A 20,319-nucleotide genomic window follows, 5' to 3' on the forward strand; every position below is an offset into this window, starting at 1 on the left:
CGGCGGGCCGCTGCCCCGGCGTGCGCAGCGGCCCTGCCAGGACGGCTGGCTACATCTCCGGCGCCATGTCGGCGAAGTGCGCGTAGTCCTTCTTGAACGCCACCGCGATCGTGTCGGTGGGACCGGCACGATGCTTCGCGACGATGAAGTCGGCTTCGCCTGGGCGGTTGTCACGGTCGTACGCGTCCTCGCGGTGCAGCAGGATCACGATGTCCGCGTCCTGCTCGATGGCACCGGACTCGCGCATGTCGGACAGCATCGGCTTCTTGTCGCCACGCTGCTCAGATCCACGGTTCAGCTGCGAGATGGCGATCACCGGCACCTCGATCTCCTTGGCGAGCAGCTTGAGCGCACGGGAGAACTCCGAGACCTCCTGCTGACGAGACTCGACCTTGCGGCCCGAGCTCATCAGCTGCAGGTAGTCGAGCACCACGAGCCCTAGGTTGTGCTGCTGCTTGAGGCGCCGGCACTTCGCGCGGATCTCCATGAGCGTCATGTTCGGAGAGTCGTCGATGAACAGCGGTGCCGTGGACACGCGGGACGATGCCCTTGCAAGGCGGTCCCAGTCGCTCGGTCCCAGCGGACCCTTGTTGAGCTGGGTCAGCTTCACGTTGCCCTCGGAGGAGAGCATGCGCTTGGTGATCTCCTCCTTGCTCATCTCCAGCGAGAAGATGACGGAGGCGATGTTGTGGTGGATCGAGGCGGACCGGGCGATGTCCAGGCCGAGCGTCGACTTGCCGATCGCGGGTCGCGCGGCGATGACGATCATCTGACCGCCCTGGAGGCCGCCGGTGAGGTCGTCGAGGTCGCGGAACCCGGTCGGCACGCCCTTGAGGCTGCCGTCGTGCTTCGATGCCTGGTCGATCTGACCCAGGGTGGACTCGAGGATGTCGCCGATCGGCAGGTAGTCGTCGGAGTTGCGTCGCTCCGTGACGGCGAAGATCTCTGCCTGGGCGCCGTCGACGATCAGGTCGACCTCGCCTCCGTCGCCGTCGTACCCCATGTTGGCGATGCGGGTCCCCGCCTCCACCAGCCGACGAAGGATCGACTGCTCGCGGACCAGCCGCGCGTAGTAGCCGGCTGAGGCGGCGGAGGGCACGGTCGCGATCAAGGTGTGGAGGTACTCGGCGCCGCCGATCCGGGACAGCTGACCCGTGCGCTGGAGCTCTGCGCTCACGGTGAGCGCGTCGACGGGATCGCCGCCGTTGTAGAGCTTCGTGGCGACGTCGAAGATCAGCTCATGCGCAGGCTTGTAGAAGTCGTCGGCGCGGACGGTCTCGATGACGTCGGCCATCGCGTCCTTGGAGAGCAGCATCGCTCCCAGCACCGACTGCTCGGCCTCGAGGTTCTGCGGCGGCAGGCGGTCGAATGTGGTCGGTCCGTTGTACGACGACTCGAGCTCGTCGATGGACATACGGGACTCCCTCTCCTGCGTCGGCCTTGCTGCACGGGCGTCCGGCTGGACGACACGTTCCCACCCTCTCGCGCAGGTCTGACAACGGACGTTAGGCGTGGCGCGCGTCGATATCAAACCGGTCGATGCCGCGTCGACCCGACGTCGGTGGAGAACCTGGGAGGAACCTGGGGATCCCGTGGAGAACGGTGTGTGGGAGAACCCGTGGACACATGGGGATAACGCTGTGAGTTCTGACACACCAGCCGCTCAATTGCGTTATCTACCAGCCATGTTGGGGCAATCAACATTGTGGAGAAAGCGGTGGGAAAAGTCGTCGGCGTGTCGCGCACCGGCGTGTCGCGGCGCGCCGTGCCATGTTCGCGCAAGCCCCCGAAGGACGTCCGATTCACCCCGATTTCCGCCCTTGACAACGTACACCGGAAGCGCCCGCCTCGCAGGTCGCGGACGGCGTCGCGACGACCCCGTGGACATCGAGCCGCAGACGCACGAAGGCCCGGCTCCTGGAGGAGCCGGGCCTTCATGAGCGGACCGGAGTCCGCAGGATCGTCAGCGCCCCGGGAACCGGGGGCCGGGATCGCGCTACTTCGCGGCGACGACCTTGACGGCGACGGTCGCGGAGACCTCGTCGTGCAGGGACACCGAGACGGTGTACTCGCCGAGCGCCTTGATCGGCTGAGCGACGTGGATGCGACGCTTGTCGACCTTGGCGCGGTCGCCGATGGCGGCCGCGATGTCGGCAGGGGTCACCGCGCCGAAGAGACGACCGGACTCGCCGGCCTTCGCCTCGACGACGACCTCGTTCGCCTGGAGAGCGTCACGAGCGGCCTGAGCGCCCTCGATGCTCTCGATCTCCTTGGCGCGACGCGCCTTGCGCAGACCGTCGATCTGCTTCTCGGCACCAGCCGACCACGGGGTGGCCAGCTTGCGGGGCACGAGGTAGTTGCGGGCGTAGCCGTCCTTGACGTCGACGACGTCGCCGGCGATGCCGAGACCGTGGACCTCGTGGGTGAGGATCACCTTAGCCATGAGAGCCCTCCGATCAGCGGCCGGAGCCGGCGTAGGGAAGCAGGGCCATCTCGCGCGCCACCTTGATGGCACGGGCGATCTCGCGCTGCTCCTGGACGGAGACACCGGTCACGCGACGCGAGCGGATCTTGCCGCGGTCGGAGATGAACTTGCGCAGCAGCGCGGTGTCCTTGTAGTCGATCTTCTGAACCTTGGCCGCCTTGAGGGGATTGACCTTCTTGCGCGGCTTGCGGATGTCGTTCTTAGCCATATCTCTTGTTCCTGGGTGTTTAGAAGGGGGGCTCGTCCGACGCCGGGGCCGTGGCCCACGGGTCGTTGTCAGAACCGCCGGCCGGAGCGGAGTAGCCGCCACCGCCACCCGAGAAGCCGCCGCCACCGTTGCCGCCGCCACGCTGCGTACGCGTCACCTTGGCGGTGGCGTAACGGAGCGAGGGTCCGACCTCGTCGACCTGGATCTCGTTGACGGTGCGCTTCTCGCCATTGGCCTCCCACGAGCGCGACACCAGGCGGCCCGTCACGATGACGCGCATGCCCTTCGTCAGCGACTCGGCCACGTTCTCCGCGGCCTCGCGCCACAGGGAGCAGCGCATGAACAGGGTCTCCCCGTCCTTCCACTCGTTCGTCTGACGTTCGAACGTACGAGGGGTAGATGCCACCGTGAAGTTGACCACCGCGGCGCCGGACTGGATGAATCGCAGCTCGGGGTCGCCGGTGAGGTTTCCGATCACGGTGATCTGGGTCTCGCCTGCCATGTATGGCTCCCTACGGGTCGCTAGCTGTGGGTGAGGGTTACTGACGCAAGCCCGGTCGCCTTACTTGGCGTCCGGGCGGAGCAGCTTCAGGCGCAGGACGGTCTCGTTGAGGCCGAGCTGACGCTCGAGCTCCTTGGCCGTCGCGGACTCCGCGGTGAAGTCGATCACCGCGTAGATGCCGTCGCTCTTCTTCTTGATGGGGTACGCAAGGCGGCGGCGGCCCCACACGTCGAGCTTGTCGATCGTGCCGTTGTCGCCGGTGATCACGCCGAGGTACTTCTCGAGCGACGGGGTGACCGTACGCTCATCCACCTCAGGGTCGAGGATGACCATCATCTCGTAATGACGCATCGAAATACCCACCTCCTCTGGACTCATGCGGCCACGGACGTTCCGTGGCAGGAGGGCTGATGCTCCGCGGAGCGCGGCGCCGGGTGACGGCGCGCAACCACGAGGAACAAGGGTACGGCATCGCGCCGGTGCTCGCCAGGCGCCCTGGGGAGGCGAAGCCGCCCGCGCGGTCCACAGGTCCGCAGGCCCGACGCCGTCCGGCTGGAACGGTCCCGTTACGCTGGTGGGGTGAACGCCTCCGCAGACGCCCTCAGCGTCGCCCAGGTCCCCGACGATCGCTTCCTCGAGCTGGCGCGCGGCGCGCACCATCCGGTCCCGATCGAGCAGTCGCCTTCGTGGGATCCGTACGATGCCGCCGTCCCTGGTCGCGCCCCGTGGCGACGGCTGCTGGTCTCCGTGGGCGGTGCGCCCGTCGCCCTGATCGCCTTCAGCGCGTTCGACGGTCGTGGCTTCCGGTACCTGTGGGCCAAGCACGGTCCGATCTGGCTGGCCGAGCAGAGCCCCGAACGGGAGCGCTCCGTGCGGGAGGCGCTGGTGCGATACGTCAGGGCCGAGGCGCCCTGGGCGGTCTTCCTGCGCCTTCACGCCAAGCATGCCGCGCCTGACCTGCGAGAGCTCCTGCAGACGGTGACGTACGACCACACGGTGGTGGTGGACCTCACCCGGGACGAGGACGCCATCATGCAGTCCTTCTCCAAGCGGGGCCGCTACAAGACGCGCAGAACCCTCAAGGACGAGGCGATGACGGTGACCGAGGAGACGGGTGTCACCGACGAGCAGTTCGCGGAGCTGTACGCGATCTACCGGGAGACCGCCTCGCGTGACGGGTTCGGGATCTTCGACGCCGACGTCTACCTCACGATGCTGCGCTCGCTCGGCGAGCACGTGCGGCTCTTCGTGGCGCGCCGGCACGACACCGGCGAGGACGGCGCGCTGACGCCCGGTCGCGCGGTGTCGTGGGTCATCTCCACCGTCTACGACCACGCGGGGGTCGACGTCTACGCTGCCGGGAACCACGAGGCACGGCAGACCGACGCGGCGCTTCGCCTCAAGTGGCACATCCTCACGACGCTCAAGGCCGAGGGCGTCACGCAGTACGACCTCATGGGCGTGGGCTCGGAGCGAGCGCCTCAGCTCATGGGCGTGCGCGAGTTCAAGCAACAGCTCGGAGAGATCGTCGAGGTCGACGGCGCATGGGACCTGCCGGTCAAGGGCCCGCGGTATGCCGGGCTCGCGTTCGCGCTCCGGCTGAAGCGCGCGCTGCGTCGATGACGCGACGCTGACGCACGAGGGGCGGCTCCGCAGTGCGCGGGGCCGCCCCTCGTGCGTCAGCGAGGCTAGGGAGCGGTGATCGTCTTTCCAGCCGCGCCTGCGGCGGCGGCCGCGGGCGCGGTCGTGGTCTGGCTCGGCGAGGGCGACGGCGCGGTCGTCGTCTTGGTCGGCGCCGGTGTCGGTGCGGTCGTCGTGTCGCTGGGCGAGGGCTCCGGTGCGGTGGTCGTCACCTCGGGCGTCGGCGTCGCCGACGGGGTGGGTGAGGCCGTCGGCTCCAGGAGCCGGTCGGTGCCCACGTTGGCGCGCGCGGGGAATGCCTCGGCCGGGTACTCGTCGAGGATGGGGCCCATCATGGCGGTCCAGATGTCGCACGGCACCGTGGAGCCGGTGATCTGCTTGTAGCCGCCGAACGTGTCGATCTGCTCGACCGAGCCGTCGTCACCGACCTGGTAGAGCGCGACGGCGCCGACGATCTGGGGCGTGAAGCCGATGAACCACGCCGACTTGTTGTCGTTCGAGGTTCCCGTCTTTCCTGCGATGTCACGACCGAGCGAGCTGGCGGTCTTGCCGGAGCCGTACTTGACCACCTGCTGCATCGCGTAGGTGGTGTCGGCGATGACGTTGGCGTCGAAGACCCGGTTCTGCACGACCTCGTGCTGGTAGACGGGGGCGCCCGTCGCGTCGTTCACGGTCTCCACCATGTACGCCTCGGTGCGCACCCCGCCGGAGGCGATGGTCGCGTAGGCGTTGGCCATGTCGATCGGGTGCGGGGCTGCCGCGCCGAGCACGATCGAAGGGTTGGCGTTGAGGTCGGTGGTGTCCGCGGGCACGCCTGCGGTGATGGCCGTGTTCATCACGTTCTCGGGGCCTACGTCGTTCGTGAGCTGCACGAAGGCGGTGTTGACCGAGTTCTGCGTGGCCTTGACGAGGTCGATGACGCCGTAGCTGACGCCGCCGAAGTTGCGGACCGGGTTGTCGTAGCCGTCGAGCGTCATGTTGTTGTTCGCCAGGTACTGGGTGCCGAGGCCGATCCCCTGCGAGAGCGCGGTGATGAGCGCGAACGGCTTGAAGGTCGATCCCGCCTGTGCGATGTCCTGGGTCACGGCGTTGCGCTGGATCGTGAGGTAGTCGGCGCCCCCGTACATCGACGTGATGGCTCCGGTATCCGCCGCGACCGTGACGGCCGCCACCCGAAGGTGGTCCGAGTGGTCGGAAGGCATGGCCGCGACGGCGGCCTCGACGGAGTCCTGGTCGGTCTTGTTGATCGTGGTGATGATCGACAGCCCGGAGGTCTCGATCTCCTCCTGCGTGTAGAGCCCGGTGGCGATCACCTCGTCGAGCGCCTCCCGGATCAGGTATCCCGTGGGTCCCGCGTACACGTTGTCGTTCGTGTACTCGATGACGTCAGGGAACACCTGCGCGTCCCGCTCCTCCTGGGAGAGCGCGCCCGTGGCCACCATCGCGTCGAGCACGTGGTTCCAGCGCTCCTCCGCCTTGGTCGCGTTGTTGCGCGGGTCCCACGCGGACGGCGCGGGGACGATGCCGACGAGCATCGCCGACTCCGACACCGTGAGATCGGCGGCATCCTTGCCGTAGTACGCCTGCGCGGCAGCCTGGATCCCGTACGCGCCGCGGCCGAAGTAGATGGTGTTGAGGTAGTTGGCGAGCACCTCCGACTTGGACTGCTCCTGGCTCACCTTGAGAGCCATGAGCGCCTCCTCGATCTTGCCGGGGATGTCGGTGACGGTCTTGCCCGAGTAGTAGCGCTCGACATACTGCTGGGTGATCGTGGATCCACCCTGCTTCTCACCCTTGATGACCGTCTTGTAGAGCGCGCGGGCAGTGCCCATGAGGTCGACGCCCTTGTTGGTCCAGAACGTGCGGTCCTCGGAGGCGACGATCGCGTCCTTGATGGACTGCGGCATCTCCTCGTAGGTGATGATCTCGCGGTTCGCCTGACCCAGGGCGCCCATGGGGGTGACACCGTCGGAGTAGTACACCGTGGACGACTGGAAGAGCGCGAACTGGTCGGGCTGGGGCACCGTGAGGCTCTGATACTTGACGAAGAGCCCGATCGCCGCGGCGGTGAACAGCACCAGACCGGTGACGACGACGCCGATGCCGATGCGCTTGCCCCAGACCTTCCAGGGCGCCTTCGGCGGCTTGCCGTCGCCGGACCCCTTGCCTGCGCCCTTGGTGCTCACGGATGCCGACGACGCGCCGGTGGACGCCCTGGTCACGCCGGTCGTCTGGCGCGTGGGGCGCGGCCCAGCGGCCTGACCGGCGGAGGTCGGGCGGACGGACTGCCGACGAGGGGCCTTCGGATCATCGCTCACGGAGTCAGTCTACGAACGGGGCGCCGCACAGGTTCCCGTACTCACAGGCGTGGCGAGGTTGCGCGCGATGTATCGATGCGATACAACTTGGTGCTACATATCGCGTCGATACATCGCGCCGCCTGCACTGGGGCGAACGCGGCTCGACCGCCCGAGCACCGAGAAGGAGAACGATGGCCAAGACCGACGTGCTCACCCTCGGCATCCTCGGGATGCTCGCGGAGCAGCCGCTTCACGGCTACCAGATCCGCAAGCGGCTCGGCTCGCAGCTGGGCCCGTTCCGCGCCCTCAGCTACGGATCGCTGTACCCGGCCCTCAAGCGCATGCTCGAGTCCGGGCTCATCGAGAACGTCGGCGAGGACGACGCGGTCGCCACGGGGTCGCGTCGGTCGCGCATCGCCTACGCCCTCACGACCCAGGGCCGCGCCCGCTTCGAGGACGAGCTCGCGTCGGCCGGCGCCCACGCCTACGACGACGACTCCTTCGACCTGCGCTTCTCGCTGTTCGGCCAGACCGACTCGGCGACCCGGCTCAGGATTCTCGAGGGCCGCCGCATGCGGCTCTCCGAACGGCTCGAGGAGCTCCAGGAGATGCGCCGCCGGCAGCGCGAGCGTGCCGACGCCTACACCTCCGAGCTGCACCGCCATGGACTCGAGCGCGTCGAGCGCGAGGTCGAATGGCTGGACCAGCTCATCGAGAACGAACGTTCCGCCACGCGCGGAGAAGAGAACGGATCCGCCGCGTCAGCGGGGGACGACTGAAAGGGAAGAACCAATGGCGAAGCTCAAGGTTGCCATCGTCGGCGTCGGCAACTGCGCCACGTCGCTGATCCAGGGAGTCGAGTTCTACAAGAACACGCCTGCCGATGAGAAGGTCCCCGGCCTCATGCACGTCCAGCTCGGCGACTACCACGTCTCCGACATCGAGTTCGTGGCGGCGTTCGACGTCGACTCGCTCAAGGTGGGCAAGGAGCTCATCGAGGCGACGAACTCGTCCGAGAACAACACCATCAAGATCTGCGAGGTCCCCAAGACGGACATCCAGGTCTCGCGTGGCGTCACGCTCGACGGCCTCGGCGAGTACTACCGGGCGACGATCGTCGAGTCGGACGACGCTCCCGTCGACGTGGTCCAGGTCCTCAAGGACTCCGAGGCCGACGTGCTCGTGTGCTACCTGCCCGTGGGCTCCGAGGAGGCCGCCAAGTACTACGCGCAGTGCGCGATCGACGCGGGCGTGGCGTTCGTCAACGCCCTGCCCGTCTTCATCGCGTCCGACCCGGAGTGGGCGCAGAAGTTCACCGACGCCGGCGTCCCGATCGTCGGCGACGACATCAAGTCGCAGGTGGGCGCCACCATCACGCACCGCGTGATCGCGAAGCTGTTCGAGGACCGCGGCGTCCGTCTGGACCGCACCTACCAGCTCAACGTCGGCGGCAACATGGACTTCAAGAACATGCTGGAGCGCCGTCGTCTCGAGTCGAAGAAGGTCTCGAAGACGCAGGCCGTCACCTCGAACCTTCACGACAGCCCGATCGCAGGCAAGAAGTACGACCGCAACGTGCACATCGGCCCGTCGGACTACGTCGAGTGGCTCGACGACCGCAAGTGGGCGTACGTGCGCCTCGAGGGCTCGGCCTTCGGCGAGGTGCCCCTGAACCTGGAGTACAAGCTCGAGGTCTGGGACTCCCCCAACTCGGCCGGCGTCATCATCGACGCGGTCCGCGCCGCGAAGATCGCGAAGGACCGCGGCATCGGCGGCCCGATCACCTCGGCGTCGACCTACTTCATGAAGTCCCCGCCCATCCAGATGGAGGACACCGAGGGCCGCGCCGCGCTCGAGGCGTTCGTCCGCGGCGACGTGGAGCGCTAGGCAGCATCCGTCAGCGGCGCGCGCCGCGCGGCCCTGACGGCACGAAGGCCGGGATCCCGTGAGGGGTCCCGGCCTTCGTCGCATTCAGCGGGGTCTCGGCGGACGTGCAAGCTCGCCGTCCGCTCGCATGCACCGCCGCCGGGCGAGGGCTCGATCAGCCCTTCGGATCCGGCCTGAACTGGTTGGGCCCGGGATTGCCAGGGATGAACGCGACGATGAACGTCAGCAGCGGCACGAACCAGCCGACGATCGACAGCGCGCCTCCCCAGCCGATGTCCTGGTAGCGCCGCCAGGCGAGCGCGAGCGAAGGGATCAGCACGAACAGCCCATAGATGGCGATGATCGCGAGCAGGATCACGCCGACCGCGGTGAGGCTCGAGTCCGACATGCCGAGCGTGACCAGCAGGACGTAGAGCACGATCTCGATCAGCGCGTTCGTCAGCGCGAAGCTCCAGTACTAGGCCCGCCTGGAACGCCCGCTGAACTGCGCGTACTTGCTGAGCGCCGCCTTGTATCCGTCCATGGATCTCCCCTTCCGGCGCCGTCACGGTGGCGGGCCTGACCCGACGCTAGCGGCACGACCCGCCGTGCGCGCGGCGAGGCGACGTGGGGGCGCCCGCCGCGCGTCACCGGTGAGCGTGCGCGACGATCGCGTCCTCGATCGAGGTGGTGCCTCCCACGACCTCCCATTGGTGGAGCGCTGTCGCAGGATCGGCGATGCAGGCGGCGATCAGCGCGGCGACGTCGTCCCTGGGGATCGCTCCCGGTCCCACGTCGGGTCCGAGCTCCACGAGGCCCGTCGGCGCGTCGTCGGTGAGGCGCCCGGGACGCAGGATCGTCCACGCGAGCCCGCTCGCCCTCAGGGCGCTGTCCGCCTCCCGCTTGGCCTCGACGTACGCGACCCAGGCCTCGCCGCGGGACGCGTCGGCGGGCGCGTCGACGCCGATGGCGGACACCTGCACGAACCGTCGGATCCCTGACAGCTCCGCTGCGGCGATCGACTTGAGCGAGCCCCCGAGGTCGACCGTCTGCTTGCGTCCCGCGTTGCCGTCCGCGCCGCCGCCGGCGGTGAAGACGACCGCGTCGCACCCTTCGAAGGCGGCCACGAAGTCGTCGACCCCTGCGTGCTCGATGTCGAGGCGACGCGGATCACCGCCCGCGACCGCGAGCGCCTCCAGCTGGACGTCTCGGCGCGCGAGCGGCACCGCTGCTGTGCCCTGCTCGACGAGCCGGTCGACGAGGAGGCGACCGATCTTGCCGGCACCGCCGACGATCGCGACTCGTGAGGATGCGGAGAGCTGGCCCATGCTTGTGCGACGCGGCAGGACCACGCACTATTCCCGGCTCGCCTCGACGATCTGGAACTGCTGATGGACCACCTGGGTGCTCTCGTCGGTCGCGAGGAAGCGCGCGAAGGGCGCGCTGAGCGATCCATCTCCGTCATGCGCTTGGGCCGTCGCGGCGTAGGTGGTCGCCGAGTGGGCCTGTGCTCCGGGCGGCACGGAGTCGGTCACCGTGATGCGCAGCGGTCCATCGCCCTCGGGCGCGAGGTCCATGGCCGGGACGGTGTCCCCGTCGTGCACGAGCGACAGGACCGGCATCCCCGGCGGGTCGTCGGCCGTGTCGATCGGGGAGCCGGCCACGACGAGAGCCTCCACGGACACGTTGCCCAACCCTGACCTCGCAAGGTCCGCGGCCAGCATGCCACCCAACGAGAAGCCGACCACGAGGACGGGCGCTCCCGCGGGTATGCCCGCCTGGCGCACGGCCTCCTCGACGCCTTCGCGGTATGCCGAGGCGACCTGCGGCATGAGCGCGAGGTCCAGGATCGCGTCCAGGTCGTTGGGTGCAGGGGCGTCTCCGTGGGGCACCACCCAGTCCTGCGTCGACGGCAGCGTGAGGATCCAGACCTCGTCGCCGCTCGCAGGCGTGACGCGGGCGACGTCGACCACCGCGCGCTGGTCTCGGCCCATCGCGTCGACGAGCGCGCACGCGGAGATGAGGTCGGCCACGTCACGCGGCCGTGCCGCGTCGAGCCGCGCCTGCGCGGCGTCCGATCCCTCGGGGCCTCCCGGCCGGAGCCGCTGGACTGTCGGCGATGGCGCGAACACCTCCGTTCCCAGTCGCCAGCCGAGGAACAGCGCTGCCGGCGTCCACAGCAGCGACGCTGCCGCACCGACCAGCGGAAGCGTGGCCCGTCGCGACGTGTGCAGGGCGCGCGGCCGGTCCAGGGCGCTGAGTGCGCGGGCGGCCTGGGCCAGCGTGCGGTGCGCCACCTCCTCCTGCAGCGGGGTTCTGGCGTGGGTCGGCGGCAGGCTGCTCAGCGCATGCCCGGCCACCTGCAGCTGGTCCGCGACGGCCCTTCGCAGCCGCGCCAGGTCCCGCGCGTCCCGCCCGAGCTCCTCCTGCGCGGCCTCGAGCTCGTCCGCCGCGAGTCCGATCCCGACGTCGGCATGCAACCCGGACGCCGCGGCATCCCACCGGTCCGCCTCCGCCCTGAGCGCGTTCGCGCATGCGAGGAGCGGGTCCCCGGCGTCACGCATCAGCTGGCCTCGGCGCGGGCGCGGCGCTCGGCGCGGGCTGGATCGCGTCCGCCGCCACGGCATCGGCGCTCAGCAGCTGCGCCGCGGCCTGGTCGACGTGCTCCGCAAGGGTCAGGGCATCGGCGCTGATGGCAGCGGCCGCCCGGCGGTGATCGGCCCCGACCACGGCGGCCGCGTCGGCGAGAGCGCGATCGCCCGTCGCGTCCGCGGCGGCGGCGGGGTCCGCCTCGATGTCCACCGCCGCGAGCATGCGCAGCGCCTGCGCGGCCTGCGCGGCTGCCTCCTGGTCGACCTTCAGATCTGGCATCCGCCACCCCCTTCGCCACGAACGTAGGCGGCATGGGACGGCCCCGCGTCGGTCGACTGTTCCCATGGGGAGAGCGTCCACGCGCACGGGGCCTGTGGGCGGAGCCTGCCGATCAGCGGGGCGGCTGCGCGAACGGGTCGTCGGGCGACTGGTCGGCGTCCACCGGTGGTGCGGGAGGCGCCGGGAACGCCGCCTGAGGTGCAGGAAGGTAGCCGGGAGCAGCTGCCTGGTATCCGGTGGGAGCGCCGGGCGCCGCATAGCCGTGTGGCGCCTGCGGCCAGGAGCCGTCGATCCCCTTGGGGTTCGGTCCGTAGCGGTTTGCGCCAGGAGTCGAGTCCTGCACCGCGAAGACCAGCAGGACGATGCCGCCGCCGGGCACGAGCGAGATCCAGTACCACCACCCTGAGCGATCCGTGTCATGCATGCGTCGCACGAAGACCGCGAGCGACGGGAGGAGCAGGCCGAGCAGGACCACGGTGTAGATGCCCCAGCCGATCACCATCGGCACCCAGAACCCGGCGTCGAGCGCGTCGGACGGGAGGTTCCCGTCGGAGTCCGCCTGGGACACGACCGGGACGAAGGCGATCGTCATGAGGATGGCGAGCACGATGCCCATCACGAGGCTCACGAGCCCCGTGAACAGCGACCACCACCAGTACTCGGACCGGCGGGCGCGCCCGCCGAAGTCGGCGTACTTGGTGAAGCCTGTGCGGATGGCCTCGATGAAGCCCATGATCTCCCCCTTGCGTCGTGCCTCGCCGGCACCCACACACTAGCGTGCGGGAGACGCGGCGGAACAGGCCTTCGGCGGATTCACCAGGGACTTCGCTCGGAATGCTGAGCCTGCGCCACGCTCCCCTGGCGGGTCAGGACGACTGCTCGACCCCACGCAGCCGAGCCTGCCTGGCCTCCTTGATGGCGTCGAGGGCGTCGATCGCTTCGGCCGCGAACGGTGCGAGCGGCTTGAGGCGGGCCGCGCGGATCAGCCGCGCGAGCGTGGGCGCCAGGCGACCCACGATCTTCCGCGACACCCTTCCGTCCGGCGACAGGTCCTGCACCCATCCGAGCGTCACGACCATCTGCACGAGCCACAGGAGCTCGGGCAGCGACTGGCGCAGACGCGCGTCGGTCTTGAGGTCCGAGCCCTCGATCGCGTCCTCGTACAGCGCGATGAAGGTCTCGCGCGCAGGCTTGGACTCGGCGCTGAACGGGCTGAGGGGGCTGGTGGGGACCACGGCCATGCTGACGAGCGACTCCGCGACCGCACGGTACCGTCCGGACACCTCCAGGTAGGTGTCGAGCACGATCGCCAGCCGCGTCTTGAACGAACGCTCGCCCTGCATCCGCGCGCGGCTCAGGTCCGCGTGCTCGCGCGCGATGCGCAGGTAGAAGCCTTGGACCAGGTCCTCCTTGCCGGAGAAGTAGTAGTACGCGCTGCCGAGCGACACCTCGGCGCGCTCAGCGATGGCCCGCATGGTGGTGCGCTCGTACCCGTTCTCGAGGATCAGCGCGGTGGCGGCCTCCACGATGCGGTCGCGGGTCGTGCTGTCGAGCGTGGGCATGAGAACCTCCTGAACGTGTTCAACTCCGTTCAGGGTAAGCCCGCACCGTCCTGAACTGCACCGCCGTCTCGGCAGCGGCGAAGGCGAGGTTCACGAGCGCGAACGCCGCCCATGCCGTCATCGGCACCCCCACCAGGTGCGCCACGTACCACCCGCCCGCACCACGGAAGCCGGTCACCGCGAATCCGAGCAGCCCGACGATCCCCGAGGCGACCGCCACCGACGCGAGCACGGCACGCCCGCGCGAGGGCCCTGCCGGCGGTACCCGAGGCGGCGGACGCTCGCCGAACCGGAACGCGACGACAAGCACGACGACGACAGCCAGGAACGGCACCAGCATCGCCAGCTTCACCCACCAGAACGACGCCGTGGACGGATCGCCCGTCAGATCCACCCCGAGCACCCACAGCGCGCCGTGCACCGCGATCAACGCGGTGAGATGCCAGAGGAAGGCCGTCATCGCGACGGATCCGGCCACGATGACCGCCGACCACACGCGTCGTCGCTCGAGCCAGCGGTTCGCCGGCGCCCGCAGCAGGAGCAGCGCGCCCGCCTGCGCGCACGCGAAGGTCAGCAGCGCGACCGTCGGCGGCGCGAGGTTGGAGAGCCGTTCGCCCGCATACGACACCATGGTCGTCGAGTACGGCCCCAGCGTGACGAGGAGAGCGAGGACGACGACGCCCCCGCCCAGCATCGTCCAGCCGAGACGGCGCGCACCGAACCGGTCGGCCACGCCGTCGGCATAGAAGAAGCCCAGCTGGTGCACGGCCAGCCAGACCAGGGCGAAGTTCAGCCACTTCACGCCGTCCACGCCCGCCGCCAGACGCAGCAGGTCCACGAGCACGACGGCCGTCACCAGCGCGACAAGCACCCTCCAGCCCCACCGCTCGTGCGCCGTCAGCAACGCGGGCGCGAAGCCGACCGCGATCAGATAGATGCCGAGGAACCACAGCAGCTGACCGGCGACCTGCAGGACCGGGCCGGTCACCGTCTCATCGTTCGCGACCCGCTCGATCACGAGCGCCACGAGCAGCCACACGGCCACGAACAGCATGGTCGGCCGGAGCAGCCGAAGGATGCGCGAGCGCACGAAGTCGGCGTACCCGCCTCCCCGTGCCCGCGTGCTCCGCCACGACGTCGAGTGCGCGAAGCCGCCCACCACGAAGAACACCGGCATGACCTGGAGCACGAGCGTCAGCGGACGCGCCCACGCCTGCGTGTCCAGCACGTTCGCCACCGCGATCGTGCCCGTCGCATGGTCCATCGTCACCGCCGCCATGAAGAAGTGGCCGAGCATCACCCCCAGCAGCGACCCGACCCTCAGCAGGTCCGCATACCTGTCCCTCGACGCAGGAGTCGCGTCGACCATCTCCCCCAGACCCACCCGTGACCCCATGGCGCGATGCTAGCCGCCACCCTGCCTCTACGCTGGGCACATGTCCCTCAAGGCCGACCTCGGCGCGCTGTGGGAGTCGAGGGGCTTCCGCAGGCTGACCTGGGCGCGCCTGCTCTCGCAGGTGGGCGACGGGATGTTCCAGGTGGGGATCGCCACCGCCTTCTTCTTCGACCCGACCCATGCCACGACCCCCGCGCAGATCGCCGTGGGCTTCGCTGTACTGCTGGCGCCGTTCACGTTCGTCGGACCGTTCGTCGGACCGCTGATCGACCGGTGGCACCGGCAGCGCATCGTGCTCTTCGGGAACCTCGTTCGGCTGGTGCTCGCCGCCGGGATCGTGGCGCTGGTGCTCGCCGACGCGCCGTCCTGGGCGCTGTACGGAAGCGCGCTCGTGACGCTGTCGGTCAACCGCTTCCTGCTCGCCGCGATGACCGCAGGCCTGCCGCAGGTGGTGCCGCCGCACCAGCTGCTCGCAGCGAACGCGGTGCTCCCCACGCTCGGCACGATCGCCGCCTCGGCCGGCGGCGCGATCGGCGCGGTCGCCACCTTCGTCGTTCCGAGCGTGACCGACAGCTCGTTGGCGATCACCGCCCTGCTCGGCGCCGCCGCGCTGTTCGGCGCGTCGTCGTCCGCGGCGACCCGGATCGGCCGCACCGAGCTGGGACCGGTTCATCCGCTGGAGCACCTTCAGCTCGCCGAGCAGCTGCGCGCGCTCACCGCCGAGCTGCTCGAGGGCGAGCGGTACCTGCGCGCCCGGCGCACGCCCTGGCATGCGCTGGGAGTGATGTCGGCACAGCGGCTGCTCTACGGGCTCATGTTCGTGGCCGCGATCCTCGCGTCGCGGCAGGTGCTCGCTGATCCCACCGACGCCGCAGCGGGCCTGGGCGCGTTCTCCGTGGTGCTCGGGTTCGCGGCGGTCGGCTTCGGGCTGGCCGCAGTCCTCACTCCGGCGCTGGGCGACCGCATTCCACGGGACCGATGGATCCTCATGTGCCTCGGAGTGGGCGCCGTCGGTCAGGCGCTGCTCGCCATCGGTCCGTACCCGTGGGCCCTGCTCGCCGCCGCCGTCATCGTCAGCTTCGCCGTTCAGGGCGGCAAGATCGCCGTCGACACCATCGTCCAGCGTGACACCGCGGATCACGTGCGCGGCCGGGCCTTCACGCTGTACGACATGGCCTACAACGTGGCCTTCATGTCCGCGGCCGCGATCGGTGCCCTGGTGCTGCCCGACTCCGGCTGGTCGCGGGCCGTCATGATCGGGATCGCCGGGGCGTATGTCGCGGTGGGTCTGGCCTACGCGCGCAGCCCTCGCACCCCCAACCCCGTGCCGACGGCCGCGACGATCGTCGGCTGAGCGACCGCCTGCGTCGACCGCGTCCCGGGTCGTCCCCGGCACCCGCCTACTCGAAGGGCTTGCGCATGGCGGCGAGCCCGCCCGTCGTCCCGTGGTGCTCTGCGCCGATCAGATGCTCGAACACGATGTTCGTCTCCGTCGACGCGACGACAGGATCCATCGAGATGTAGCTGGCCACGAAGTCCCGCAGCTGTCCGGTGGACGTGCAGACGATGTGGATGAGGAAGTCCACCTGGCCGCCCACGAAGAACACGGACACGACGTTCGGCAGGCGCACCACCTTGCGGGCGTACGTCTTGATCTGCGGGCGGGCCTGCGCCTGGAGCTTCACGGAGACCAGGCCCTGCACCGGCATCCCGAGCGCCTCATAGTCCAGCTCCACATGGGAGGAACGGATGACCCCCGCGTCCTTCAGCGCCTTGACCCTCGCGTGGGTGGTGGACGGCGAGACGTGGACCCTGGCGGCGAGCGCGGTGTTGGACAGGCGCGCGTCCCGCGAGAGCTCCCACAGGATCTGCTCGTCCAGCTCGTCCAGCCGAAGATTCGACGGCCGGGAGGGCCCGATGATGCGTTCGTTCACAGATTCTCCAGATCTTGTCGCTGATTCGGCGATTGTATTCACGATTCCTTGCGTGGACCGGAGGATCTTCGACAATTGAAGGGAGTCACCCAGTGACCGCGTCAGGCGACCCGGACCCCCCGAGCCTCCTGCCGCTCAGAGCACGAAGGCGAAGGAGAGGGACCATGCACGTCGGAATCCCCGCAGAGATCAAGAACAACGAGAAGCGCGTGGCGATCACGCCCGCGGGCGTTCACGAGCTCGTCAAGCACGGCCACTCCGTGACCATCGAGTCCGGCGCAGGGCTCGGCAGCGCCTTCACCGACGACGAGTACGTCACCGCCGGCGCCACGCTCGGCACCGTCGACGAGGCCTGGGCTCAGCCCATGGTCCTCAAGGTCAAGGAGCCCATCGCCTCCGAGTACCGGTACCTGCGCGAGGACATGCTCCTCTTCACCTACCTTCACCTCGCCGCCGACGAGGCGCTCACCTCCGCCCTCGTCGCCGCCGGCACCACCGCGATCGCCTACGAGACCGTCGAGCTGACTGACGGGTCGCTCCCGCTGCTCGCCCCGATGTCCGAGGTCGCGGGACGCATGGCCACCATGGTCGGAGCCTTCAACCTCCAGTCGTCGTCCGGCGGACGCGGCGTGCTGCTGGGCGGCGTGCCGGGCGTGCGTCCCGCCAAGGTCGCGGTGCTCGGCGCCGGCATGTCCGGTCAGAACGCCATCTCCCAGGCCGTCGGCATGGGCGCCGACGTCACCGTGCTGGACCTCTCCGTCCCCCGCCTTCGCCACCTCGACGCGCTCTACGCCGGCCGCATCAAGACCGTCGTGTCGTCCGCCTACGAGGTGGAGCGGGCGTGCCTCGAGGCGGACCTCGTCATCGGGGCCGTGCTCGTCGCCGGGGACAAGGCCCCCAAGCTCGTCTCCCACGACCTCGTGGCGCGGATGAAGCCGGGCTCGGTGCTCGTCGACATCGCGATCGACCAGGGCGGCTGCTTCGAGGACTCCCACGCCACCACCCACGCCGAGCCGACCTTCGAGGTCGAGAGCTCCACCTTCTACTGCGTGGCCAACATGCCCGGAGCCGTCGGCAACACCTCGACGCTCGCGCTGACCAACGCGACCCTGCCCTACGCCGTCCGCCTCGCGAACGACGGCTGGGAGGTCGCCACCGCCAAGGACCCGGCGCTCGCCCGCGGCCTCGCCACCGTCGGCGGCAAGATCGTCCACGGCCCCGTCGCCGAGATCTTCCCGCAGCTGCCCGCCGCGGTCTGACACCCCCACGTCCGCGCGTCGCACGTCCGGCGGCGCACGGAGAGGGCCTCCGGGCCCGCACGGCCGCCTCTTCGTTTTTCTCCAGGCCGTTCACGCGAGGCGGGCTCCTGCTCCACAGGGGCCCGCCTCGTCGTCTCAGGACAGCGGCGCAGGGATCTCGTCGGACGGCCCCGTCCCCGCCGCCGGCCCCGCGTCCGTCCGCACGCCTTGTGCGGCGCGGGCCTTCCCCAGGGCGAAGAAGGCGTTCACGATCCCGCCGACGAGCGTCGGCACGCCGAACGCGGAGGTGCGCAGGACGTCGAGCAGCCAGTCGAGGTGCGAGATCGCCGACAGGAGGCTGGGCCCCACCGTCACCAGCGTCGCCCCGCAGGCCACGACGACCATCACCCATGCGGCCGGGATCGATCCGCTGCTCACGACCCGAGGGGCGGCGACCAGCACCGCGATGCATGCGACAGCCATCACATACGGTGAGACCGAGATCCCGCCGAACTGTGCGGCGACCAGCATCAGCGCTCCCAGCGCCAGCAACGGCGGGGTCACGATCAGCCACGTGACGGTCCTGAGCCTGTACCTGCTCACGAGCTCACCCCGCCTCGCGGGCGCCACCCACCAACGGACGCCGGCGACGATCGCCCAGATCCCACCCGGCCAGGCCGGCGCCAGCACTATCCACCAACCCATCGCATCCCCCTTCGTCGGCCCCCCGGCCCACGGCGTCGGTCATCGGTGCACCGTCGTCCGCCACCATAGCGGTGCGGCAGCGCCAGCGTGCTCAGGGTCGTTCCATGAGCCTCCGCAACGCCGTGCCGGTGGACGACTCCGGGCCTACGAGGACCGCGCCGCCCACCATCGGCGAAGCTCGGCCTCCGCCCGGTCGGTGCCCAGCGGGCCGTGCTCCATCCGCAGCTCGAGCAGGTGCTTGTACGCCTCCCCGACCTCGCGGCCGGGCTTGATCCCCAGGAGCTCCATGATCTGCGTGCCGTCCAGATCGGGGCGGATCGAGTCGATCTCCTCCTGCTCGCGCAGCTCGGCGATCCGCTGCTCCAGGTCGTCGTAGGCGAACGAGAGGCGGTCGGCCTTGCGGCGGTTCCGCGTGGTCACGTCGGCACGCGTGAGGCGGTGCAGCCGCTCGAGCTGGTCGCCGGCATCGGTGACGTAGCGGCGCACCGCCGAATCCGACCAGCGCGCGTCCGCATAGCCATGGAACCTCAGGTGCAGGGACACGAGCAGGTTGACGGCCTTGGTGGTCTCCTTGTCGAACCGGAGGGCCTTCAGCCGCCGCGTGGTCATCTTCGCGCCCACGATCTCATGGTGATGGAAGCTGACCGCGCCACCCGGCTCGTTGCGCTTGGTCGGAGGCTTGCCGACGTCGTGCAGCAGGGCCGCGAGGCGCAGCACCAGGTCGGGACCAGGCACCGGCCCGTCCTCGTCCGTCTCCAGATCGATCGCCTGGTCGACGACGGTCAGGGTGTGCTCGTACACGTCCTTGTGATGGTGGTGCTCATCGACCTCGAGCTTGAGCGCAGGCAGCTCCGGCAGGATCACGTCCGCGATGCCCGAGTCCACCAGCGCGGTGAGCCCGGCGCGGACGTCCGCCCCCAGGAGCAGCTTGGTGAGCTCGTCCCGCACCCGCTCCGCGCTGACGATCTCGATGCGGCCCGCCATCTCGTGCATGGCCGCGAAGGTCGCAGGCTCGATGTCGAAGCCCAGCTGCGACGCGAAGCGGGCGCCACGCATCATCCGCAGCGGATCGTCGCCGAACGACACCGCAGGCTCGATGGGCGTGCGCAGCAGGCCGCCGGCGAGGTCCTCGAGACCACCGAACGGATCGACGAACTCCAGCGAGGGCAGGGACACCGCCATCGCGTTGACGGTGAAGTCGCGGCGCGCCAGGTCGCCTTCGAGCGAGTCGCCGAAGGAGACGGTCGGCTTGCGGGTGGCGCCGTCGTACTCGTCGGCCCGATACGTGGTGATCTCCGCCACCACCCCGCCGCGCCGACCGCCGATCGTGCCGAACGCGCGGCCCATGTCCCACGTCGCCGACGTCCATCGCTTGAGGATCCGCTCCGTCTCGTCAGGCGACGCGCTGGTGGCGAAGTCCAGGTCCGCGCTGGAGCGTCCCAGGAAGGCATCGCGCACCGGTCCGCCGACGAGCGCCAGATCGTGACCCGACTCCGCGAAGAGCGTCCCCAGCTCGGAGACCTCGGCCGGAAGCGCCGCCCACAGTCCGTCCGCCCTGCGGCGCAGGACGTCCAGAGGCACGCGATCAGGCACGGAAGGTCGACGGGTCAT

The 20,319-nt window shown here is 69.6% G+C and carries 21 protein-coding genes; 5 read left to right on the top strand and 16 right to left on the bottom strand.

Going from position 1 to position 20,319, the window contains the following annotated elements:
- Positions 1-49 precede the first annotated feature (49 nt).
- The 5 genes from dnaB to rpsF form a co-directional block, all read right to left on the bottom strand.
- On the bottom strand, positions 50-1,414 hold the full coding sequence (gene dnaB / locus RN607_RS13930) for a replicative DNA helicase (RefSeq protein WP_313543244.1): 1,365 nt from the start codon (positions 1,412-1,414) through the stop codon (positions 50-52).
- Positions 1,415-1,996: 582 nt separating this feature from the next.
- A complete protein-coding gene (gene rplI, locus RN607_RS13935; RefSeq protein WP_313498228.1) occupies positions 1,997-2,443 on the bottom strand; it encodes a 50S ribosomal protein L9 in 447 nt (148 codons plus the stop codon).
- Between the two features lie 13 nt (positions 2,444-2,456).
- The gene (gene rpsR, locus RN607_RS13940) at positions 2,457-2,693 is read right to left on the bottom strand and encodes a 30S ribosomal protein S18 (protein WP_313498230.1); all 237 of its coding nucleotides are present in this window, start codon (positions 2,691-2,693) and stop codon (positions 2,457-2,459) included.
- Positions 2,694-2,712: 19 nt separating this feature from the next.
- Complete coding sequence (locus RN607_RS13945; protein ID WP_313498232.1) at positions 2,713-3,195, bottom strand: single-stranded DNA-binding protein; 483 nt, start codon at positions 3,193-3,195, stop codon at positions 2,713-2,715.
- Between the two features lie 60 nt (positions 3,196-3,255).
- Entirely contained in the window at positions 3,256-3,546 is a 291-nt protein-coding gene (rpsF, locus tag RN607_RS13950) for a 30S ribosomal protein S6 (protein WP_313498234.1), read from the bottom strand.
- A gap of 228 nt (positions 3,547-3,774) precedes the next feature.
- On the opposite strand from rpsF, the gene RN607_RS13955 reads away from it, so the two are divergent.
- Positions 3,775-4,818 (top strand): lipid II:glycine glycyltransferase FemX, encoded by a 1,044-nt coding sequence (locus RN607_RS13955; protein WP_313543246.1) that lies wholly within the window; start codon positions 3,775-3,777, stop codon positions 4,816-4,818.
- Positions 4,819-4,883: 65 nt separating this feature from the next.
- On the opposite strand, the gene RN607_RS13960 is transcribed toward RN607_RS13955, so the two are convergent.
- Positions 4,884-7,154 carry a transglycosylase domain-containing protein gene (locus RN607_RS13960; protein ID WP_313543248.1) on the bottom strand — a complete coding sequence of 757 codons (2,271 nt, stop codon included), beginning with the start codon at positions 7,152-7,154 and terminating at the stop codon, positions 4,884-4,886.
- Between the two features lie 173 nt (positions 7,155-7,327).
- Here RN607_RS13960 and RN607_RS13965 point away from each other — a divergent pair, with 173 nt between their 5' ends.
- Both RN607_RS13965 and RN607_RS13970 read left to right on the top strand, forming a co-directional pair.
- Entirely contained in the window at positions 7,328-7,915 is a 588-nt protein-coding gene (locus tag RN607_RS13965; RefSeq protein WP_313498240.1) for a PadR family transcriptional regulator, read from the top strand.
- A 13-nt stretch (positions 7,916-7,928) separates the two neighbouring features.
- Complete coding sequence (locus RN607_RS13970; RefSeq protein ID WP_313498242.1) at positions 7,929-9,023, top strand: inositol-3-phosphate synthase; 1,095 nt, start codon at positions 7,929-7,931, stop codon at positions 9,021-9,023.
- A 154-nt stretch (positions 9,024-9,177) separates the two neighbouring features.
- Here the strand turns inward: RN607_RS13970 and RN607_RS13975 are convergent, their stop codons facing one another.
- The 7 genes from RN607_RS13975 to RN607_RS14005 form a co-directional block, all read right to left on the bottom strand.
- Complete coding sequence (locus RN607_RS13975) at positions 9,178-9,441, bottom strand: DUF805 domain-containing protein (protein WP_313543250.1); 264 nt, start codon at positions 9,439-9,441, stop codon at positions 9,178-9,180.
- 208 nt (positions 9,442-9,649) lie between these two features.
- Positions 9,650-10,330 (bottom strand): SDR family oxidoreductase, encoded by a 681-nt coding sequence (locus RN607_RS13980; RefSeq protein WP_313543252.1) that lies wholly within the window; start codon positions 10,328-10,330, stop codon positions 9,650-9,652.
- A 27-nt stretch (positions 10,331-10,357) separates the two neighbouring features.
- Positions 10,358-11,566 (bottom strand): hypothetical protein, encoded by a 1,209-nt coding sequence (locus RN607_RS13985; protein ID WP_313543254.1) that lies wholly within the window; start codon positions 11,564-11,566, stop codon positions 10,358-10,360.
- Positions 11,559-11,873: a hypothetical protein gene (locus tag RN607_RS13990; RefSeq protein ID WP_313543256.1), complete on the bottom strand. Its 315-nt coding sequence runs from the start codon at positions 11,871-11,873 to the stop codon at positions 11,559-11,561. Before RN607_RS13990 ends, RN607_RS13985 begins: the two co-directional genes overlap by 8 nt.
- A gap of 112 nt (positions 11,874-11,985) precedes the next feature.
- Positions 11,986-12,606 carry a DUF805 domain-containing protein gene (locus RN607_RS13995; RefSeq protein ID WP_313543257.1) on the bottom strand — a complete coding sequence of 207 codons (621 nt, stop codon included), beginning with the start codon at positions 12,604-12,606 and terminating at the stop codon, positions 11,986-11,988.
- A 133-nt stretch (positions 12,607-12,739) separates the two neighbouring features.
- Positions 12,740-13,435: a TetR/AcrR family transcriptional regulator gene (locus RN607_RS14000; protein ID WP_313498257.1), complete on the bottom strand. Its 696-nt coding sequence runs from the start codon at positions 13,433-13,435 to the stop codon at positions 12,740-12,742.
- A gap of 19 nt (positions 13,436-13,454) precedes the next feature.
- Positions 13,455-14,831, bottom strand: coding sequence for an acyltransferase family protein (locus tag RN607_RS14005; RefSeq protein ID WP_313543259.1), 1,377 nt, complete (start codon positions 14,829-14,831; stop codon positions 13,455-13,457).
- A gap of 40 nt (positions 14,832-14,871) precedes the next feature.
- On the opposite strand from RN607_RS14005, the gene RN607_RS14010 reads away from it, so the two are divergent.
- The gene (locus RN607_RS14010) at positions 14,872-16,185 is read left to right on the top strand and encodes an MFS transporter (RefSeq protein ID WP_313543261.1); all 1,314 of its coding nucleotides are present in this window, start codon (positions 14,872-14,874) and stop codon (positions 16,183-16,185) included.
- A 46-nt stretch (positions 16,186-16,231) separates the two neighbouring features.
- Here the strand turns inward: RN607_RS14010 and RN607_RS14015 are convergent, their stop codons facing one another.
- Positions 16,232-16,765 (bottom strand): Lrp/AsnC family transcriptional regulator, encoded by a 534-nt coding sequence (locus tag RN607_RS14015; protein WP_313498266.1) that lies wholly within the window; start codon positions 16,763-16,765, stop codon positions 16,232-16,234.
- 164 nt (positions 16,766-16,929) lie between these two features.
- On the opposite strand from RN607_RS14015, the gene ald reads away from it, so the two are divergent.
- Positions 16,930-18,024, top strand: a complete 1,095-nt coding sequence (gene ald, locus RN607_RS14020) for an alanine dehydrogenase (RefSeq protein WP_313543264.1) — start codon at positions 16,930-16,932, stop codon at positions 18,022-18,024.
- Between the two features lie 135 nt (positions 18,025-18,159).
- Here the strand turns inward: ald and RN607_RS14025 are convergent, their stop codons facing one another.
- Both RN607_RS14025 and RN607_RS14030 read right to left on the bottom strand, forming a co-directional pair.
- Positions 18,160-18,708, bottom strand: a complete 549-nt coding sequence (locus RN607_RS14025) for a hypothetical protein (protein ID WP_313543266.1) — start codon at positions 18,706-18,708, stop codon at positions 18,160-18,162.
- A gap of 144 nt (positions 18,709-18,852) precedes the next feature.
- Complete coding sequence (locus RN607_RS14030; RefSeq protein WP_313543268.1) at positions 18,853-20,319, bottom strand: CCA tRNA nucleotidyltransferase; 1,467 nt, start codon at positions 20,317-20,319, stop codon at positions 18,853-18,855.

Origin of the sequence: Demequina capsici (assembly GCF_032102965.1) — a bacterium.
GTDB lineage: Bacteria > Actinomycetota > Actinomycetes > Actinomycetales > Demequinaceae > Demequina > Demequina capsici.

Bases quoted from the DNA above. Each gene is read 5' to 3' on its own strand.
- RN607_RS14010 (WP_313543261.1), top strand. From the start codon at position 14,872: ATGTCCCTCAAGGCCGACCTCGGCGCGCTGTGGGAGTCGAGGGGCTTC.
- RN607_RS13995 (WP_313543257.1), bottom strand. From the start codon at position 12,606: ATGGGCTTCATCGAGGCCATCCGCACAGGCTTCACCAAGTACGCCGAC.
- RN607_RS13965 (WP_313498240.1), top strand. From the start codon at position 7,328: ATGGCCAAGACCGACGTGCTCACCCTCGGCATCCTCGGGATGCTCGCG.
- dnaB (WP_313543244.1), bottom strand. From the start codon at position 1,414: ATGTCCATCGACGAGCTCGAGTCGTCGTACAACGGACCGACCACATTC.
- RN607_RS14025 (WP_313543266.1), bottom strand. From the start codon at position 18,708: ATGGGTTGGTGGATAGTGCTGGCGCCGGCCTGGCCGGGTGGGATCTGG.
- RN607_RS13980 (WP_313543252.1), bottom strand. From the start codon at position 10,330: ATGGGCCAGCTCTCCGCATCCTCACGAGTCGCGATCGTCGGCGGTGCC.
- RN607_RS13990 (WP_313543256.1), bottom strand. From the start codon at position 11,873: ATGCCAGATCTGAAGGTCGACCAGGAGGCAGCCGCGCAGGCCGCGCAG.
- ald (WP_313543264.1), top strand. From the start codon at position 16,930: ATGCACGTCGGAATCCCCGCAGAGATCAAGAACAACGAGAAGCGCGTG.
- rplI (WP_313498228.1), bottom strand. From the start codon at position 2,443: ATGGCTAAGGTGATCCTCACCCACGAGGTCCACGGTCTCGGCATCGCC.
- rpsF (WP_313498234.1), bottom strand. From the start codon at position 3,546: ATGCGTCATTACGAGATGATGGTCATCCTCGACCCTGAGGTGGATGAG.
- RN607_RS14030 (WP_313543268.1), bottom strand. From the start codon at position 20,319: ATGACCCGTCGACCTTCCGTGCCTGATCGCGTGCCTCTGGACGTCCTG.
- RN607_RS13970 (WP_313498242.1), top strand. From the start codon at position 7,929: ATGGCGAAGCTCAAGGTTGCCATCGTCGGCGTCGGCAACTGCGCCACG.
- RN607_RS14000 (WP_313498257.1), bottom strand. From the start codon at position 13,435: ATGCCCACGCTCGACAGCACGACCCGCGACCGCATCGTGGAGGCCGCC.
- RN607_RS14005 (WP_313543259.1), bottom strand. From the start codon at position 14,831: ATGGGGTCACGGGTGGGTCTGGGGGAGATGGTCGACGCGACTCCTGCG.
- RN607_RS13945 (WP_313498232.1), bottom strand. From the start codon at position 3,195: ATGGCAGGCGAGACCCAGATCACCGTGATCGGAAACCTCACCGGCGAC.
- rpsR (WP_313498230.1), bottom strand. From the start codon at position 2,693: ATGGCTAAGAACGACATCCGCAAGCCGCGCAAGAAGGTCAATCCCCTC.
- RN607_RS13985 (WP_313543254.1), bottom strand. From the start codon at position 11,566: ATGCGTGACGCCGGGGACCCGCTCCTCGCATGCGCGAACGCGCTCAGG.